Origin of the sequence: Pontibacter saemangeumensis (assembly GCF_039541895.1) — a bacterium.
Taxonomy (GTDB): domain Bacteria; phylum Bacteroidota; class Bacteroidia; order Cytophagales; family Hymenobacteraceae; genus Pontibacter; species Pontibacter saemangeumensis.
In genome coordinates this window covers 78,524-98,349 of sequence record NZ_BAABHC010000002.1, presented here as the reverse complement: position 1 = coordinate 98,349, position 19,826 = coordinate 78,524, and the positions used below count along the sequence as shown (strand labels likewise).

Genomic DNA, 19,826 nt, shown 5'->3' with positions numbered 1-19,826 from the left:
AAAATTCTCCCGGAAGAGGTTCCATTCCATTCAGCCCATATCCTGGTTCATCCCACTCAGGTCCCGGTTCATCAGAATCAGATTTCATAGGCATTTAGGGCTTTACATCTTTGTCATACCTCAGCGAAAGAGATGAGCGAAAAAGATTTAAAACCACAAAAAATAAAACTATGAAACGTTATTTACTTCTGATTTTCCTGACAGTTTCCGCACTGGGTCACGAGGCACTGGCACAAGGGATGCTATCAGGCGCTGTAAAAGATGCGCAGGGCCTGCCATTGAGTTTCGTGAACGTGGCAGTGTTGAAGGTCTCAGACGAAGCCGTCGTGACCGGTACTATTGCCGACATGGAAGGCGGTTTCCAGATTGTGACGCCTGCCGGCGGCACCTTTAAGCTGAAGCTAAGTATGCTTGGCTATACGCCCATGGAGACTGCTCCGTTCGAGGTGAACGGCAGTAGCTTCAGCAAAGACTTTGGCAGCCTGCGCTTGATAGAAGACGCACAGGTGCTGCGCGAAGTGACCGTGCAAGCCATGCGCCCGACAGTAGTAGCGCATTCCGAAAAAATGGTGGTGAACGTAGCCGGAACGGCAATGGCTGCGGGTGCTACTGCCTTTGAGGTGCTCACCAAGTCTCCGGGCGTTTGGGTGGACCAGGACGGGAATATCAAGCTGAATGGCAAAGCGGGCCTACAGATCATGATCGATGGCAGACAAGCTTACCTTTCCGGTAAGGAGTTGCAAAACCTGCTCCAGAGCATGTCTGCGGATAACATCAAAGACCTGGAGATTGTCACCAACCCGTCAGCCAAGTATGATGCAGAGGGCGCTTCCGGTGTCATCAACATCAACCTGAAAAAGAACACCCTGGGCGGTATGAACGGCAGTGTATATGCCGGCTACCAGTACAGCGACCTACACGGTTACACAGCCGGTACAGACCTGAATTACAAGCAGGGTAAGTGGAGCTCGTTTGTGAACCTGGATGTGGCAGAGCGCACCAATTATCGCACCAACGATATGCAGCGCATTTACCTGGAAAAGCCGGGATTGAAACTAAAGCAGTATGTACAGGAGGAAGGTACCCGCTTCATACCCGCTCTGCGGATAGGCGCTGATTATACCCTAAACAGCAAGCACAGCATTGGTTTTCTGGCAAATGGCTCTTTCTACACCAACGAAAACAGGATCAACACAAACGCGTACCTGCGCGACAACCAGCCGGCGAACGACCTGCACATCAAAGCTGCCAACAGCTCTGAGACACAGTACGGCAACACTACTTTTAACCTGCACTACCTGGGCAAGCTGGATTCCCTCGGCACCACTTTGTCGGCAGATATGGACTATGTAAGGCTTACGAGCGATGATGCTTCTCGCTTCCTGAACGTATATGACAGCCTGAGCAATGATTCACCAAGTGTGACGGACCTGCTGACTTCTGAGAACCCCAGCAACTACGACATTTACGCTGCCAGGGCAGACTTTGCCAAGCCGCTTGGAGAAGGCCGTAAATTGGAGTTAGGCGCCAAGGCAAGTCATGTGTTATCTGACAATGAACTTAGATTTTACCAGACAGCTGACGGTAAAAAAGTACTGGATAACAGCAGAAGCAACCACTTCATCTACAAAGAGAACATTTACGCAGCTTACGCCAATTTTTCTACAGGCTTAGGAGATAGGTGGAGACTACAGGGAGGCCTTCGGGCTGAGCAGACTTTCACGAACGGAAAATCCCTAACCCTGAACGAGCGCAATAAAAACTCTTACCTGGACCTGTTCCCAAGTCTGTTCCTGCAGCAGACCGTTAATGACAGCTACCAGATCAGCTACAGCTACAGCCGCCGCATCAGCAGGCCACGCTACAGTGCCCTGAACCCTTTCGTGATGTACCTGGACCCCTACTCGCTCGTATTGGGAAACCCGAATCTGAAGCCACAGTATACCCACTCCTTCTCTGTTACCCAAACACTACAGCAGCGCTTCAACCTGGTGCTTGATTATTCAGTCACAAAAGATTTTATCATAGAGGTTCCCGCAAAGACTTCCTCAGACGAGGTTACCTTGTTTCAGCAGCAGAACGTGGATGACATGCAGAGCGCGAGTGCCACTTTGGTTGCCCCGGTAAGGGTATCAGCCAAGTGGGAAATGAACAACAGTGCTACAGTGTTGTACCAGAGCTTCTCACAGAAAAGAGATGACCAGGTGCTGGAGAACGAGCAGGTAACGTTTATGGCACAGTCGAACCACAACGTGCAGTTGCCGGCTGGTGTGCGCATGGAGTTTAACGCCGGCTATCGTGGGCCTATAGCCTATGGCCTGTTTAAACTGTACGGTAACTGCTGGGTGGATGCTAGCCTGAAGCGCTCGTTTCTAAACGATAAACTGGACCTGAGCCTCAACGTGACCGACATTTTCCGTAGCAAAAAGATTGAGGGAGATACACAGGTAGAGGGTTACGCCATCAGCGCGGAGCAGTACCAGGGCACGCAGAGCTTCCGCATCAACCTGCGCTATCGCATTAGCAAAGGCGACAAAGTTGAAATGAAAAAGCGCAACGTAAACCTGGAAGAGGTCAACAGAGCAGGGGCTAACTAAGGGCAGTTTATTCCAGACAGTTTTTTAGTAAGCTGCTGAAATATAACTTGTTGAGGACGCGGTAGATCTACCTCAGCTTGATAGATGCAAGAGTTGTATGAAATGGAAGGTAGCAGTGTCCGAAGTGCATAAGAAAAGAGCTTCAGCGTTAGCTGAGGCTCTTTTCTTATAGAAACAAACAAGTCAATTATCGAACCAATTCCACAGAAATCTATTGCCTCTAAGGGAATGGTTGTAGGCAGCCAAAAGCATTGTTGAGGAATTCTAAAATGGCAGTAAAAAATTTTAGAATCTATGAAGTGTATTGACCGAAGCTGTTTCCAAGGTTTTTGCAGTTATAGTTTAGAGCATCTCTTAGTAAAAACCATAACGATTGGTTGAGTAGGGAGCTCATCTCTGTTATAGCATCAGTTCTGTTCTTTATAAAACTTCTTTTCTATTCTAAATCATTACTCAAACTTGGCCGTAAAATACAATATAAACTTTATAAAGTACCGAGTAGATTTAAGATGTAAGCTATAAAACTATTAAAAATCGCTTAAAACTGATAAATATAGGATACTCTCGTGCACGACATACAAGGCGCCATTGAAATGCTCATCGCTTTCGTGGCACCGCCATTCCACCCTATTTCATTTCTTGTCCTGTAAAAACCGGTAAAGGTAGGGGGCTTTGTGAGCCCTGCCGGTCCACTTCTTATCCACCCGCTCCAGGATGTTCAGACTAAGCATTCTTCGCTGAAAGCTGGACCGGTTCAACTTCTGGTTCAGGATTGTTTCATGCAGGGTCTGCAGCTCGCCCATGGTAAAGGTCTCGGGTAGTAAGTTGAATCCTATGGGTTTTCGGTCCATAGCTGCCCGGAGTGTGTCCAGTGCTTTTTGAACCATGGTTTCGTGGTCCAGCATCAAAGGAGGGAGGTTCGCCAGGTCGTGCCACTCGCAACGGTCCGACAGAGCATCAGGATTCGGAACGGCTTTCGTGAAATCAACCAAGGCGTAAAAACCTACCGAAACGAAACGCCCCAGCAGCCAATGCCTTTTGGAGGGAGAGATGCCTTTCCCTTTCAGGATAGCCTTGAGTGGGGAAGGGTCATGGCGGCTGCGGTCGCCGAACACGTAAAACTGCTCCAGGAAGATACCCTGCAGCCCTGTCCGCTCGGTAAGTGCCCGATGTGCAGCCGCATTCAGATCTTCCTTTTTCTGTATAAAACCTGCCGGAAGCGCAAAAAGCCCGGTGTTTTCGTACTCCAGCAACAGTACTTTCAACTGGCTGTGATGAAAACCCAGAATAACAAGGTCAATGGCCAGGCCAGGCAGGTACCCTGCACCGCTTGGGTCCACACTGCCTGGTGAATTGGTTATGTCTGATAAAACGGTCATTCTTCTCTGCGCAGGTAGCAAAATACATTATAAATCTTATTGTCACAATTCGACACAATAACTGTTGGATTTATCCTGTATATCTTTTATAATTGTTACATGTTGCGACAATAGGCCTGGTGTGCCCGATGAGATGAAGAGGCTGATCAGGGAGCATTAGAATAAAGAGTGCCAAAATCTGTCTTTTCAAACTGAAACTATAAAACGCTCACCTTATGAAGCTTTTTCGCCTGTTTCTCATGGCAATATTCCTGCTGCAGGGTGCCCTTACTTTCGCTGCCAAGGTAGACTCGCTGGATATTCCCAGCGCTGCCATGAACAGAACCTACAAGGCAGCTGTGGTGCTGCCCAACTCTTACGCCAAAAGCAAGGCTGCTTATCCGGTGCTGTACCTGCTGCACGGCGGGGGCGGGCAGTTCAGCGACTGGCTGAAGCAAACACCTGACAAGCAGTTGCTGCACAACATAGCCGACCAATACAATCTCATAATCGTAACGCCGGAAGGGGAGCGGCTGGGGGGCTACCTCGACAGCCCTGTGAAGCCAGATAATAAGTTCGAGACCTATATAACCAAAGAGGTCATCTCCAAGATTGATAACACCTACCGCACCATCCGTGACCGTAATGGCCGCGTGATCACTGGCCTGAGCATGGGCGGTCACGGTGCCCTTTACCTGGCTACGCGCCACCCGGACCTGTACAGCGCTGCCGGGAGCATGAGTGGTGCCCTTGACCTGGACCCGAAGCATTGGGACATAGCGCCGGAATTCGCAGCGCAAATCAAACCAGCTTTCGCCAGTATCCTGGGACCGCTGGGAGTCAAGCCGGATTATTATGCCGCCAACTCAGTGGTGCACATGGCGGATAAGATGAAGGAAAACGATGTGAAGCTGGTGATAGACTGTGGGGTGGATGATTTCCTGATTGAGCCGAACAGGGAACTGCACCGTCGGCTGGTTTATAACGGAACACCTCATGACTACACCGAGCGCCCCGGCGGCCACACCTGGGATTATTGGGAGAATTCGTTGCCGTACCACGTACTGTTCTTCAGTAAAGTTCTGAAGGGCAACGGTGCGATGGTGCAATAAGAATTATTTTCCTCTGATGCATGAAGGTCATGCTACCGAAACCAAGGCTGAATTTTATTCTCTTTTACCATACATGAAAGCCCTACAAAAATTCCTGCTGCTGGCGCTCTTCTGCCTCGCCTTCACTTCCACTACACTGGGCGCTAACGTGGATACCGTGGTGGTAGCCAGTGCGGCCATGAGCAAAGATGTTAAGGCAGCGGTAGTGTTGCCTGCTTCTTATAAAAAAGAAAAAAAGGCATCTTTCCCGGTACTGTACCTGCTGCATGGCGGCACAGGCAGCTACCGCGACTGGCTCAGCAAAACACCAGATAAGGCACTGCTGCACCGGTTGGCTGATGAGCACAACCTCATCATCGTGACACCTGATGCCGGGCCCACCAGCTATTATTTCGACAGCCCCCTCGACAAGACAAGCCAGTATGAGACCTTTATCTCCAAAGAACTGATTGACAAAATTGACAATACTTACCGCACCGTCCGCGACGGCAAAGGGCGCGTGATTGCCGGTTTGAGCATGGGCGGGCACGGCGCCTTTTACATTGCCTCCAAACATCCGGGTTTATATAGTGCCGCCGGAAGCATGAGCGGGGTGATGAACATCAATACGGCCACCTGGAAAGTGCCGGCAGAATTTGCCCAACTACGGGCGCAGAACTTCTCGAAACTACTGGGGCCACCGCAGGATGCCTCCAACCCTTACCCGGAATATACGGCAGTGGGAAGAACAGAAGAACTAAAGAACAGTGGACTAAAACTGATCTTCGATGTCGGCATCGACGATTTCCTGATCGACACAAACCGCGACTTGCACCGCCGCCTTTTAGAAAACGGAACGCCGCACACTTATATAGAACGCCCTGGTGCCCACACCTGGGAGTACTGGGGAGAAGCCCTGCCCTACCAGGTGCTCTTCCTTACCAACATCCTGAAAGAAAATGGCACCATCGTGCAGTAGCTTGAAATCAGTAGACGCTCGGCAGTAAAAGCAGAAAACCAGAGTGACGACAGATGTGATAGTTGATGATCCTGAAAAAGCCACAGCCACATTGCACAGGCCCCCCATCTTTCCTTCGAGGCTGCCGGGGAGAGTTTCAGTAGCACAGCGTTGAGCGGGGAAATGCGCCCCCGCTCAAGAAGGGCCCCTACCCCAGACGTGGAGCGCAAGCAGCGACTCACACTAAATTAAACTTTAGATGTATCAATAATTCCTCATTATACTTTATCCCATGTTCCAAACGATCAAAAGCAAAATATCAATGGCTGGCCTGGCCCTGTTGCTGGCAGCTAACCCTGGCATGAGCCAGAAGAAAAGCACGTCTGCGGACCCTGTGCAGGCTGGAGCCAACGTGGCCGTAGCACAAACCGACAACGGCAAAGTGCGGGGCTATATGAGCAACGGCATCTTCACCTACAAGGGCATCCCGTATGCCCAGGCAGAGCGCTTTGAGGTAGCGCAAAAGCCAGCGGCATGGGAGGGCGTGCGCAGTTCCATGACCTACGGCCCTGTTTGCCCGACCGACCCCACCACCACGGTATATGACGAGATTGAATTTCCTTTTCAGCATAACTGGGGCTATACCAACGAGCACTGCCAGAGCCTGAACGTGTGGACGCCGAAACTGAACGACGGGAAAAAGCGCCCGGTGATGGTGTGGCTGCACGGGGGAGGTTTCACGGCCGGTTCGTCGGTAGAGCTGCCTTCGTACGACGGGGAGAACCTGAGCCGCAAAGGCGATGTGGTGGTGGTGACGGTCAATCACCGCCTCAACATACTGGGCTTCCTGGACCTGTCTGCTTACGGCGAGAAGTACAAAGGCTCCGCCAATGCCGGTTTAACGGACCTGGCCATGGCCCTGCAGTGGGTGAGGCAGAACATCGACCAGTTTGGCGGCGACCCTAACAACGTCACCATCTTCGGCCAGTCGGGAGGTGGCGGAAAAGTAACCTCCCTGATGAACGCCCCATCAGCTAAAGGCCTCTTCCATAAGGCCATTGTGCAGAGCGGCAGCTACATCACCAACTTTACAGACCCTACGCTGGCAAAGAGGGTAAGCGCTGCATTGCTCGAAGAGCTGAAGCTACAGCCAAACCAGGTAGACTCGCTGCAGAAAATGCCTTACGAGCGTTTGAATGCGGCCGGTAAAGTAGCCATCCGCAAAGTGCAGGAGCGCCTGAAAGCAGAAGGCAAGCAGCCCGCCAATATAGGCTGGGGCCCCATATTGGACGGGGAGTTCCTGCCATACCAGCCTACTGACCCGGCCGCCATTGCGCTATCAAAAGACATTCCGCTGCTGGTGGGTACCACCAAAACAGAGTTTGCCCCCTTTATGCCGGCTAACCGTGTCTTAAGCATGGAGGCTGCCAAGGAAAATCTGCAGAAAAAGTATGGAGATAAAACAGACGCTTATTTCACGGCGGTGAAGAAAGCCTATCCGGAAACTGCTACGCCTTCTGATTACGTGCTCTTCGACTTCAACTTCCGGTCGCTGGCTATTGCACAGGCCACTCAGAAAGCAAAGACGGGTACCGCGCCGGTTTATATGTATTTGTTTACCTGGCAGTCGCCGGTGATGGATGGCATCTATAGCTCCATGCACTGCATGGAGCTGCCTTTCGTGTTCGACAACATCAGCCGGTGTGCGGAGATGACGGGCGGAGGCAAAGAGGCCCATACACTGGCCGACAAAGTGAGCCGTGCCTGGATCAGCTTCGCCCGCACCGGCGACCCGAATCACAAAGGCCTGCCAGCCTGGCCCAAGTACACAGGCGGGAACGGCGCGACCATGCTCTTCGATAACACAAGCGTAGTAAAGAACCACCACGACAGGAAGTTGATCCAAGTAGCCACTGCAAACCAATAATATATATGAGAAGCCCCCGAAGCATTATCTTGTTAATCGCCTGCGCACTGGGGCTGGTGGCTCTTACGCACAAATTTACTGGCCTTCAGGTGGTTAAAACAAAGGCTGGTCAGGTAGAGGGTGTCAGGAACCATGCTGGAGACGTGATCAGCTTTAAAGGCATTCCCTTCGCGGCACCGCCCGTTGGGAATTATCGCTGGAAAGCGCCACAGCCGGTGAGGCCCTGGGCAGGTGTGCGCAAAGCCGATGCCTTCGGACCAAGTCCCATGCAGCCTGAGCCGGCTCCCTTCAGTATGTGGTCTGCAGAGTTCCTGATACCGAAGGAGCCCATCAGCGAAGACTGCCTGTACCTGAATGTGTGGACAGGCGCCCTGTCTGCTGATGAGAAGCGGCCGGTGCTGGTGTGGATATATGGCGGTGGGTTTAACAGCGGCGGAAGTGCCGTGCCGATATACGATGGGGAGGCCATGGCCAAAAAAGACATTGTGTTCGTGAGCCTCAACTACAGGGTCGGCCCCTTCGGCTTCTTGGCCCATCCTGCACTGACGGAAGAATCGGGCAGGGGCGCTTCGGGCAATTACGGCCTGATGGACCAGATAGCGGGCTTGCAGTGGGTAAAAGAGAATATAGCTGCCTTCGGCGGTGATTCGGGCAACGTGACCATCGCCGGGCAATCGGCAGGTTCTATGAGCGTGAATGCGCTGGTGGCCTCGCCATTGGCAAAGGGTCTATTTAATAAAGCCATTGCGCAGAGCGGCGCTAACTTTTCGAGAGGGAGCGCTACGTTGCAGCAGGCCGAGGCGGAGGGTGTAAAGCTGGCTCAGTCATTGGATGCCGCCTCTTTAGAAGAGTTGAGAGAGGTTCCTGCCAAAGAGCTTCTGCAGAAAGCACAGGGCATGCGCGGTCCTAATATCGACGGCTATGTGCTTCCCAGCACCATTGCTGCCATCTTCGCGGCCGGAAAGCAAAATAAGATAGACCTGCTGACAGGTTGGAATGAAGATGAGGGGTTGCTATTTGGCCCGATACAGAGTGCTGGTGAGTTCCGAAAGCAGGCAGCCGAGCAGTATGGTGCCGATACCAAAACCTTCCTGAGCTACTATCCTGCCTCCACGGATGCAGAAGCAGCAACCTCACAGTTGAACTTGTCCCGCGATATGATTTTTGGTGTGCAAAACTACACCTGGGCTAATGTGCAGAGTGAGCAGGGGAAGAATAAGGTATATGTCTACCGCTTTACCCGCGAGGTACCGGCAACAGGTGAGTATATAAAATACGGCGCCTTCCACACCGGCGAAGTTCCGTACGCGTACGATAATCTTGATTTTGTGGACCGCCCATGGGAGCCAGTGGATCATGCACTGGCAAAAACGATGTCTGCTTACTGGGTGAATTTCATCCGCACCGGCAACCCGAATGGTAAAGAACTACCTCAGTGGCCTGCTTATAATGTAGGCAAAAAGCAAATCATGACATTCGGTAAAAAGGCCGAAGCAAAACTGTTACCGGACGGAGCAGCCTTAGACTTCCTGCATAGCAGGATGAGCAGCAAGTAGTTCCATATTTATTATATTTAGCAAATCGCGCTGACGAAGGATACATAACCTGAATTCACAATACTTGTCTCAGCAGTAGCTTTTCCACCAACAAAATAAATGAGCATGACCTTAGATAGAAGAAGATTTCTAAAGCAGATGGGGGCCGGAGTAGCTGGCATAGGCTTCCTTTCCCTGATGCCCGGCACGCTTGAGGCTGCTCTTTTAAAAGCAAATAGTCTGCCCCGCAGTATACCTGAATTACAAGGCGTTTCCTCCGAGGCGATTTTACGTTTTGTGGAAGCCGTGGAAAAGCAGAACTTGGGCTTGCACAGCCTGATGGTGGTGCGGAACGGGCAGGTGGTAGCGGAAGGGTGGTGGGCTCCTTATGCGCCTGAGCTAAAACACACGCTCTTTTCGCTGAGCAAGAGCTTCACTTCTACGGCAATTGGTTTTGCAGTAGCCGAAGGTAAGCTGAAAGTCACCGATAAGGTGATGTCTTTCTTTCCGGAGGATAAGCCCGCTGAGGTTAGCTCCAACCTGGCGGCCATGCGCATCAAGGATCTGCTGACGATGACCACGGGGCATGAAACGGATACCTTGCGGCCATTGCTACAGGAAACCTCCGGTGGCTGGGCACGCAAATTTCTTTCGCTGCCTGTGGAGCGGGAGCCCGGTACTCACTTTGTCTACAACACTGGGGCGACTTATATGCTATCGGCCATTCTTCAGAAGGTAGCCGGACAAACGGTGCTGGAGTATTTAACGCCGCGCTTGTTCCAACCACTCGGCATAGAGGGCGCTGACTGGGAAACCGACCCGGACGGTATCAACACAGGCGGCTATGGGCTGCGGGTCAGAACCGAGGATATAGCCAAGTTCGGACAGCTCTACCTGCAAAAAGGAAAGTGGAACGGCAAACAAATACTGCCGGCACAGTGGGTGGAGGAGGCTACTGCGTACCAGGTGCCGAATGCGCCCAGCGCTACGCCCGCACACGACTGGAACCAGGGCTACGGCTACCAGTTCTGGCGAAGCCGCCACAATTCCTACCGTGGCGACGGCGCGATGGGGCAGTACTGCCTGGTGCTTCCGGAGAAAGATGCCGTCATTGCCATCACTAGCGAAACACACGACATGCAGGCCATCCTGAACCAGGTTTGGGAGATCCTGTTGCCAGGCCTGAAGCCAGCTGCTTTACCTCAGAATGCTACGGCTCAAAAGGCACTGAGACAGAAGCTGGCTTCGCTGACTCTGCTGCCGCCCAAGACCAATACTAGTTCACCTATTGCGTCCAAAGTTTCAGGCAAAATATACAAGGTGCAGGAGAATCCGCTTCACATCGATACCGTGTCCTTCACCTTCAATAAGGATAAAGTTACGGTAAAGTTTCAGGATGGCGAAGAGGTGCACCAGATTGTCTGCGGCCTAAATGAATGGGTAAAAGGGGAGACTCAGCTGCCGGGTAGCCCTCCTTCTTTTGTGCCGATGCAACGAAAGCTGCCCCTACCAAAAGAGAAAGTAGCCGCCTTCGGTACCTGGACATCTCCGGATACCTTTGTCATGACCTGGAGCTTTAACCAGACCCCACATACCGATACTGTTACCTGCCATTTTGAAGACAAGACAGTACGAATGGTCTTCACTGACAGCATCGTCCAAAAAGCACCTGAGCGCAAATCTGAAAGACCAGTACTGGTTGGGCAGATGATTGGGTAAAGATCAGTACGTATCATGTATTCCTGCAATTGGCACAAGACAAGGTTAAGGATGGGGCGAATTGAAAAGCCGATGCCATTGAGGGATATCAGCCAGCTGCGTAAAACACCCCCTGCTGAGGAGGACGGTCTGGAACTTCAAACTTAATCCCTACTATAAAACCCACGTCACCTTATGCTTGCACTTCTCGGGCTTTTGACCATTCTACTCCTTCTCGTGTTGGTGATGACCCGAACCACCTCGCCGGTGGTAGCCTTGATTTTAGTGCCGATCGTGATGGCACTTCTGGCAGGCTTTACAACCGAGGTCGTGGACTTTATGACGGAGGGCATCAAAGCCATTGCGCCTACCGCCGTCATGTTTATCTTCGCTATCCTGTTCTTTGGGGTGCTGATGGATGCCGGCACTTTTGATCCTGTCATCTCCCGCCTGCTGAAAGCGGCCGGAGATCATCCACCCCGCATTACGCTTGTTACAGCCATACTGGCTATGATCGTGCACCTGGATGGTTCCGGCGCCGTTACTTTTCTGGTCACCGTTCCGGCTATGCTGCCGCTTTACGATGCCCTGGGCATGCGCAGAACCACGCTGGCTACCATAGTGGCCCTGGCGGCTGGTACCATGAATATAGTGCCCTGGGGAGGACCTACCATTCGGGCCGCCACTGCGCTAGAGGTGCCTGTTACACAGCTTTTCAACCCCATGCTCATCCCGGTCCTGTGCGGTCTGGCAACGGTACTGGGGATTTCCTACTGGATGGGAATGAAAGAAACAAAGCGGATGACCGTGCCGGTTAGGCCAGGCATAGAAGCAGGACTGGAGGCAGCGCTAAAGCCTAACAAACTGGCACGGCCGAGGCTGCTTTGGTTTAACCTTCTGCTCATTGTCATATCTATCGTGATGCTGATTTCTGCGCTGGCTCCGCCGCATATTATTTTCATGGTAGCCTTCACGGTTGCCATTTCGGTAAATTACCCGAGGCTGGCTGAACAGCGGGAGCGGGTGGATGCACATGCCAAAGCTGCCCTGCTGATGGCCAGCATCCTGTTTGCCGCAGGCTGCTTCACAGGTATCCTGCAGGGTTCTGGTATGATCGATGCGATGGCCGCCGCAGCGGTGGATGTCATTCCCGCTTCCGTCGGGAACCACCTGGCCTTCATCACAGGTTTGCTTTCAATGCCTGCCAGCCTGCTGTTTGATCCGGACTCTTTCTATTTTGGTGTGTTGCCTCTATTAGGAGCGACCGCCACGCATTTCAATGGTACTGCGATTGAGGTCGGCCGGGCTGCCCTGCTGGGCCAAATGACGACAGGCTTCCCTGTGAGTCCCTTAACCGGGGCAACTTTTTTACTTGTCGGCTTGACCGGCGTAGACCTGGCGGACCATCAGCGGAAGACGATACCGCTGGCTTTTCTGGTCACGCTGGTTATGCTGTTCGTTTCATTGATGCTAGGCGTGATTTCCTTCTGAAGCATGAAAAATAAAATTAGAATTGGCTGCGGGGCCGGCTTTTCCGGCGACCGCCTCGAACCGGCCGTCGTGCTGGCCGAAAAGGGGAAACTGGACTACCTCGTGCTGGAGTGCCTGGCCGAGCGCACCATTGCCCTTGCCCAAAAGCGGAAAAGGCAGGATCCAACCAAAGGCTATGATCCATTGCTGGAGCGTAGGATGGAGGCGCTATTGCCGGTCCTGAAGAAAAACAAGGTGCGGCTCATCACAAACATGGGCGCTGCCAACCCTGTGGCCGCGGCAGAGGCAGTATGCCGGATCGCGAAGAAGCTACACCTGAACGTTACGGTATCAGCCGTGACAGGAGACGATGTTCTGTCGCAGCTGACCGGGGAGGAAGTAGCCCTTGAAACGGGCCAGCCTCTCCGTGCTTCCGGTCAGCTGGTTTCTGCGAATGCATATATGGGGACGGATGCCATTTTACCTGCTTTGGCTACCGGTGCAGACGTGATCATCACAGGGCGGGTGGCCGATCCTTCCCTGGTTGTGTCTCCTTTGGTGCATGAGTTCGGCTGGTCCCTGGAGAACTTTGAGCAGGTGGGACAGGCGACCGTCATCGGCCACTTGATGGAATGCGCCGGGCAGTTGTGCGGGGGATACTTCGCTGATCCGGGCAGAAAGGACGTGCCCGATATGGCTAATTTGGGACACCCCTTTGTGGATGTTTCTTCGGATGGCAACGCACTGTTTGGCAAAGTTGCCGGTACAGGAGGCATCCTCAATCTGGCTACTGTTAAAGAGCAACTGCTGTATGAGGTGATGGACCCCAGCCAGTATTTCACCCCGGATGTGGTGGCAGACTTCACCCAGGTACGCTTGCAGGAAGTAGGTACTGACCAGGTGCTGGCAACAGGAGGGCGCGGACGTACCAGGCCCGGCACGCTGAAGGTCAGTGTGGGTTACCAGGCGGGTTACATCGGGGAGGGAGAGATCTCTTACGCAGGCACCAACGCACTGGCAAGGGCACAACTGGCGGGTGAAACGATACGGCAGCGACTGGAGGGAAAGCTCCAGGATTTGCGTATGGACTATATCGGATGTACCTCTGCGCACCGCACCGTCTTTGGTCATTATCCGGAGCCTTACGAGATCAGGCTACGGCTAGCAGGGAAGGCCGCCACGGCCGCTCAGGCAGCCTTGGTAGGGGAGGAAGTTGAGGCTCTTTACACCAACGGCCCGGCAGGCGGAGGAGGCGCCCGGAAATACCTGCACGAGGTGGTCGGCATTGTCTCAGTGCTCATGCCCCGGGAGAAAGTTACGCCAGCTGTTACCCTTTTCAGATCATGAAGAAGAAGCTATATGACATTGCCCACAGCCGGGCAGGGGACAAAGGCAATACCCTGACCTTGTCACTCATTCCATACAAGGAAGAAGACTACCCGCTACTGCTGTCTCAGGTGACGGCCGAGGCGGTAAAAAAGCACCTATGTAAGATAGTGGCCGGGAAAGTGTCCCGCTACGAGTTGCCCAACCTGCCGGCCCTGCTTTTTGTGTGCCAGCAGGCCTTAACAGGGGGTGTTACGACTTCCCTCGCCATGGACACGCACGGCAAAACCCTGAGCTACGCTTTGCTGGAGATGGAGATAGAAGTTTGAGGGATATGGAAAGCTGACGTTGCCACAAAAGCTTGAAGGGGAGGTGCTCTTCTAGATACAGACAGTTCTGTCTCTCTTTCACCTTGATTTGCCAAGGTAAGCCTACAAAGCGAGCTGGGCCACCTTTTGCGCATAGTGTAGACCTGTATTGACATAATCTTCGTTATGAAACTTGCGCAGAGTTGTTTGCTTCGCTCCTTATTCGCCTAGGGTAAGGGGCAGGGCAGAACATCTCACTACCCATGATATGAAAGCAAGGCCATTGCCCACGGTAATGCAGGCCACCTGGCGAGGGCAGGGCCTCCCAGGGAGCTGAAGGAGGCATATGGTAAAATTTTAGCGTTTGTTGCTTGCCATGTGCAGGATTTTGCTTAAGTTTAAAAGTGTGCTTTCTACAGTTATAAGCAGGGTAGCACCACCGTTTCAAAGGGATGCCCCGGTTTTCACCCGGTTCAGTTACCGGGGCGGTGACCGTATTCAAAGGGATATTCATTATGGATTGGGCATAACAAAAAAAGTCCCCGACAGCTATCTGGTGCTGGCCAGAACCGAGAAAGGCGCGACCTCCATTGTGGCTAGCGAGAAAATAGATGCCCGCAAGCCTGTGCAGCTGCAGGTGGCGGCGCAGGGAGACGGCTACAGGTTCAATTATGTTACCAGTAACCAGCCTTTCAAGAACATCGGCGGGACTGTCTCTGGGGACATTCTCTCCACCAACGTGGCGGGCGACTTCACGGGAGCCCTGACCGTCTTGTATGCCACCTCCGCCAATGGTTTCCACCCTTAGCAGGACCCTTATCCCGCTCCGATAATACTTACCTGGTTGATGAAATTAAAATCTTTCACCTTAAAGCAGAAGTCAATGAAAACAATGTTTTTAGCAACCCTGTTTGCCGCTATCTTAACCAGCGGTGTTGCGTTAGCGCAAGCGAACCCGCCTGCCGTAGCGGAGGATTTCAAGCCTTCCGTTTTGAATCAGCCGGGACAGGAGTACCCGCAGGTCAATTCGCAGGGGTATGCGCGGTTTCGGATAGAGGCGCCGCAAGCCGACAGCGTCAGGGTGAGCCTGGGTCTGGGTGGAAGAGGTGGAACGCGGCTGACTAAATCGGCAGACGGCTTCTTCACCGGCACCACCGCCGGGCCGATGGATGAAGGCTTTCATTATTACCACCTTACCGTGGACGGCGGAAAATTCAACGACCCCGGCACATTGAATTACTATGGCTCGACCCGCTGGGAGAGCGGCATCGAGATCCCCGCCCACGACCAGGACTTTTACGCGCTGAAAGATGTGCCGCATGGCCATGTGCAGCAAGTGCTGTTCCCTTCCAGGAGCACAAATACCTCACGCCGTGCCTTTGTTTACACGCCACCGGGCTACGAGAAGAACACAAAAACCAAGTACCCTGTATTGTACCTGCAGCATGGCTGGGGCGAAGATGAAACCGCCTGGAGTAACCAGGGCCGCGCCAATCTGATCATGGATAACATGATTGCCGAAGGCAAGGTAAAGCCCTTTATTATTGTCATGAACTACGGCATGACCAACGTTATCAAGCCAGGCGCGCCCGGCGGCTTGAGAAGTTTCAAAATCGAGCCCTTTCAAACCGTGCTGGTAGATGAACTGATCCCTTATATTGACGCCAACTTCCGCACACTGGCCAATCCGTCTAACCGTGCCATGGCCGGCCTTTCGATGGGTGGGTTTGAAACACACGCGATCACACTTAACAAGCCCGGTGTTTTCGGTTACTATGGGCTGATGAGCGGCGGCGTCTATACGCCGGAGGAAATAAAGGATCGGTCCAAAGTCAAACTCATTTTCCTGAGCAGCGGCAGCAAGGAAAATCCGGATAGGGTCAGAAAAGCCGCCACGGACCTCAAGGCAGCCGGCTTCCATGCCGTTTCATATGTTTCGGAGGGTACCGCACACGAGTTTCAAACCTGGCGTAGAAGCCTCCGGGAACTTGCCCCACTGCTCTTCAGGAACTAACGCAACACAGGCCAGCAATAGGTCAGCGCGTCAATCCCTCATTTTCCAATTGCCCCTGATAAAGGTTAATAAATAGCAGAATATGAAACAGTTATATATACTACTCGCAGTTTTTACGCTGATTAATGTGGTTACCAGGGCACAGGGTATTGAAAAAGAGGCCCCCGAAGGTTTCGATGTGGTGCAGCCCCATATAGCCCATGGCAAAATAGATACCATTACATATGATTCCAAAACGGTCGGCACCGAACGCCGGGCGTTAGTTTACACCCCTCCCGGTTTTTCCAAAAGAAAAAAATACCCGGTGCTGTACCTGCTGCACGGTATTGGAGGTGACGAAAAAGAATGGCTGAAAGGCGGGCAGCCTCAGGTAATTCTGGATAATTTATATGCGCAAGGCAAGGTCGAGCCGATGATTGTCGTGCTGCCCAATGGCCGGGCCATGAAAGACGACCGGGCAACGGGAAATGTCTTTGATAGCGTGAAGGTGCAGGCGTTCGCGACGTTTGAGAAAGACCTGCTCAGGGACCTTATCCCCTATATTGAAAAAAGCTACCCTGTCCACAAAAGCCGGGAAAGCCGCGCTATCGCCGGTTTGTCCATGGGAGGCGGCCAGTCCCTGAACTTCGGATTGGGCAACCTGGACACCTTCGCCTGGGTGGGGGGCTTTTCGTCCGCGCCTAATACCAGGGAGCCGGAGAAACTGCTCCCCGACCCGGAAGAAGCAAAAAAGAAACTACGGTTGCTGTGGATTTCCTGTGGCAGTGAGGATCGCCTGATGGGGTTCAGTAAACGCACGCACGATTACCTGGAAAGCAACGGCGTGGACCATATTTTTTTGGTGGAGCCAGGCGGGCACGACTTCAAGGTGTGGAAGAACGACTTGTACCTGTTTTCCCAGTTGCTGTTCAGGCGATAGGGACATACATTCAGAATGAGCCGTTTTTCGGGTTGATGCACCTAGGTGGCAGGGTGTGCAGGGAATGATTGCCATCAACGGAAAATGGCCGGGAAGTGTCACCGAACGCAGGCACCCGATCTCCCATCACCTCCGCTCTTTTTGTCCCTGAGGAAGGCTCTCTTCTTGTGTAGCCGGCGCTGCTGCTCCCGCCGCTTCAGTCCCTGCCCTAGGCAAACGCGGGGGCAGGGAAGATGAAATTCGTCATTTATAACGTTTTTTGAACCTTTTACATATCAACTCTCATGAAAAAACATTTATGCAAGTTTTCTTTCCTGGCTGTCGCCTTGTTGATGGCCTTTGTCTCTCAGGCGCAATCCGGCTTCAGCAGCAAGGTGATTGGGGTGGGCGTGGTCGTTTCGGATTTAGAGCGATCGTTAGACTTCTACCTAAACGGAATCGGCATGGTGAAAACCGGCAGCTTCGATTTAAACGAGGAGTTCACGAAACGCTCCGGCCTGACCGGCGGCGTGCCCGCTTCGGTCACCGTCCTGAAGCTTGAGGACAGCCCCGCAGCTACTGAATGGAAGCTCATGAGCTTTGGCAAAAAAGCGACGCACCCTAAGCAGCGCTTTATACAGGATGATGTAGGCATGCAGTACATCACCCTTCATGTGAAGGCGCTGAAGCCGGCCATCGAAAGGCTGAGGCAAAGAAATGTCGCCTTCCTGGGAAGCACGCCCACCCCTTTGAACGGAGACCTACAGTTTTTGCTCGTGCAGGACCCTGACGGGAACTTCATAGAATTGATCGGGCCAATGGAGTAATGAAGTAAACCGGCCCTAGGCCCCCTTTGGTCTCCCGCTAAAGGGGTTTAGGGCCGGTGGCTTTGTATACAGGAAAAATTTATGCTGATGATAAGAAGCCTTATTCGACACGTTGTGCTTACAGCTGTCTGTCTCTCCCTGTCCTTACCCTCCCCGGGCCAGGGGGCAGAGAACCCGATTGTTTTTGCCGATGTGCCCGACATGGCCATGATCCGTGTGGGCGGCACGTACTACATGAGCAGCACCACCATGCACATGAGCCCCGGGCTACCCATCATGAAGTCCAAGGACCTGGTGAACTGGGAGCTCGTGAACTATGCCTACGACACGCTGGCTGACGTGGACGCGTTGAACCTGGCCAACGGGGAGAGCGCCTACGGAAAGGGCTCCTGGGCCAGCAGCCTGCGGTTTCATAACGGCACCTACTATGTGACCACCTTCGCCCAAACTACCGGAAAAACCTACATTTATTCGACAAAGGACATAGAGAACGGCCCCTGGGAAGTTACCTCTTTCGAGCCGTCCCTGCATGACCATACCTTATTTTTCGATGATGATGGCCGTACTTACATGATCTGGGGCGGCGGACAGTTGAAAATGGTAGAGTTGAAGGAGGATCTTTCAGGAATAAAGCCTGGTACAGAAAGGGTGCTCATAGAGAATGCAACGGCACCTGCCGGGCCTAATGTAGGGCTGCCTGCCGAAGGTTCCCAGCTTTTTAAGGTGAACGGGAAGTACCATCTGTTCAACATCGCATGGCCCAAGGGCGGCATGCGCACCGTGATCGTGCACCGGGCCGAGAAGATAACAGGCCCTTACGAAGGCAAAGTGGCCTTACAGGATAAAGGCGTGGCGCAGGGAGGGCTGATCGATACCCCCTATGGCGATTGGTACGCTTACCTGTTCCGCGATTACGGCGCGGTCGGACGCATCCCGTACCTGGTTCCGGTAAAATGGGAGGATGGCTGGCCTGTGCTGGGGGTGGATGGCAAGGTCCCTGCCCATTTGGACCTCCCGGCCAGCGGAGGCTTGATACCTGGTATTGTGGCATCCGATGAGTTTACGCGCAAGAAAGGAGAGCCTGTACTGCCCTTAGTGTGGCAGTGGAACCACAATCCAGTTCATGGACTTTGGTCGGTTACCCAGCGGAAAGGTTATCTGAGGTTGAAAACCGGGCGGGTAGGCAATGACTTTTTGCAGGCCAGAAATACCTTGACCCAACGAACCATCGGGCCTGAAAGCGCTGGTTCGACCGCCATCGACGTGTCCAATATGAAGGAGGGGGATTTTGCCGGTCTTGCCCTTTTGCAGCAACAGTATGGCCTGGTTGGAGTCAAATATGAGCATGGTACTAAATCCATTGTGATGCTCAATGCCGAATCAGGCAGCCCGGTGCTAGCAGAAAGCGTCCCGCTCAAACAGAATAAGGTATACCTGAAAGCCGAGGGAGATTTCAATGATTGCAGGGATGTGGCCACTTTCTATTATAGCCTGGATGGCAAAACCTGGAAGAAGATAGGTTCACAGTTGAAGATGGCCTACACGATACCCCACTTTATGGGGTATCGTTTCGGGCTGTTCAACTATGCCACTAAAGCACCTGGCGGCTATGTGGACTTCGACTATTTCCACATCAATGACCAAATCTCTAACAAAAGTAAAGCACAGGCAGCAGAGTAATAGCAAGGCGGATGATAATGATGCGGAGCGCATTTGCCAGGAAGGAAAGAAATGAATTAGTTTGACTATACTTTTCCTGCTCCTCTGAAACATGAATAAGAGCATGTTTAAATTTTAATCAGGAGTAAAAAAAGAGCGA

At 52.7% G+C, this 19,826-nt stretch carries 14 protein-coding genes and 1 pseudogene; 14 read left to right on the top strand and 1 reads right to left on the bottom strand.

All coding sequences use genetic code 11. The features are described 5' to 3' along the window. The first annotated feature begins 170 nt into the window (after positions 1–170). A complete protein-coding gene (locus ABD920_RS02040) occupies positions 171–2,597 on the top strand; it encodes a TonB-dependent receptor (protein WP_345156477.1) in 2,427 nt (808 codons plus the stop codon). 632 nt (positions 2,598–3,229) lie between these two features. Here ABD920_RS02040 and ABD920_RS02035 read toward each other — a convergent pair. Beyond that, positions 3,230–3,976 carry an NUDIX hydrolase gene (locus ABD920_RS02035; RefSeq protein ID WP_345156476.1) on the bottom strand — a complete coding sequence of 249 codons (747 nt, stop codon included), beginning with the start codon at positions 3,974–3,976 and terminating at the stop codon, positions 3,230–3,232. Between the two features lie 215 nt (positions 3,977–4,191). Between ABD920_RS02035 and ABD920_RS02030 the strand changes: the two genes are divergently transcribed. The 13 genes and pseudogenes from ABD920_RS02030 to ABD920_RS01970 all read left to right on the top strand — a co-directional run bounded on the left by ABD920_RS02030 (position 4,192) and on the right by ABD920_RS01970 (position 19,687). Then, positions 4,192–5,067, top strand: a complete 876-nt coding sequence (locus ABD920_RS02030; protein ID WP_345156475.1) for an alpha/beta hydrolase — start codon at positions 4,192–4,194, stop codon at positions 5,065–5,067. 73 nt (positions 5,068–5,140) lie between these two features. Further along, positions 5,141–6,025 (top strand): alpha/beta hydrolase, encoded by an 885-nt coding sequence (locus tag ABD920_RS02025; RefSeq protein ID WP_345156474.1) that lies wholly within the window; start codon positions 5,141–5,143, stop codon positions 6,023–6,025. 271 nt (positions 6,026–6,296) lie between these two features. After that, on the top strand, positions 6,297–7,931 hold the full coding sequence (locus ABD920_RS02020) for a carboxylesterase/lipase family protein (protein WP_345156473.1): 1,635 nt from the start codon (positions 6,297–6,299) through the stop codon (positions 7,929–7,931). 5 nt (positions 7,932–7,936) lie between these two features. Further along, positions 7,937–9,487 carry a carboxylesterase/lipase family protein gene (locus ABD920_RS02015; RefSeq protein WP_345156472.1) on the top strand — a complete coding sequence of 517 codons (1,551 nt, stop codon included), beginning with the start codon at positions 7,937–7,939 and terminating at the stop codon, positions 9,485–9,487. Positions 9,488–9,592: 105 nt separating this feature from the next. After that, positions 9,593–11,185, top strand: a complete 1,593-nt coding sequence (locus ABD920_RS02010) for a serine hydrolase domain-containing protein (protein ID WP_345156471.1) — start codon at positions 9,593–9,595, stop codon at positions 11,183–11,185. Between the two features lie 174 nt (positions 11,186–11,359). Beyond that, positions 11,360–12,655, top strand: coding sequence for a CitMHS family transporter (locus ABD920_RS02005; protein ID WP_345156470.1), 1,296 nt, complete (start codon positions 11,360–11,362; stop codon positions 12,653–12,655). A gap of 3 nt (positions 12,656–12,658) precedes the next feature. Continuing rightward, complete coding sequence (locus tag ABD920_RS02000) at positions 12,659–13,981, top strand: acyclic terpene utilization AtuA family protein (protein ID WP_345156469.1); 1,323 nt, start codon at positions 12,659–12,661, stop codon at positions 13,979–13,981. Continuing rightward, a complete protein-coding gene (locus ABD920_RS01995; protein WP_345156468.1) occupies positions 13,978–14,289 on the top strand; it encodes an AtuA-related protein in 312 nt (103 codons plus the stop codon). Before ABD920_RS02000 ends, ABD920_RS01995 begins: the two co-directional genes overlap by 4 nt. A 499-nt stretch (positions 14,290–14,788) precedes the next feature. Continuing rightward, entirely contained in the window at positions 14,789–15,076 is a 288-nt protein-coding gene (locus ABD920_RS01990; protein WP_345156467.1) for a beta-xylosidase family glycoside hydrolase, read from the top strand. A gap of 75 nt (positions 15,077–15,151) precedes the next feature. Beyond that, entirely contained in the window at positions 15,152–16,282 is a 1,131-nt protein-coding gene (locus tag ABD920_RS01985) for an alpha/beta hydrolase (RefSeq protein WP_345156466.1), read from the top strand. Between the two features lie 82 nt (positions 16,283–16,364). Next, positions 16,365–17,195, top strand: a pseudogene (locus ABD920_RS01980) (alpha/beta hydrolase); the annotation flags it as partial. Between the two features lie 290 nt (positions 17,196–17,485). Next, complete coding sequence (locus ABD920_RS01975) at positions 17,486–18,007, top strand: VOC family protein (protein ID WP_345156465.1); 522 nt, start codon at positions 17,486–17,488, stop codon at positions 18,005–18,007. An 87-nt stretch (positions 18,008–18,094) separates the two neighbouring features. Continuing rightward, positions 18,095–19,687, top strand: coding sequence for a glycoside hydrolase family 43 protein (locus ABD920_RS01970; protein WP_345156464.1), 1,593 nt, complete (start codon positions 18,095–18,097; stop codon positions 19,685–19,687). Positions 19,688–19,826: the final 139 nt, after the last annotated feature.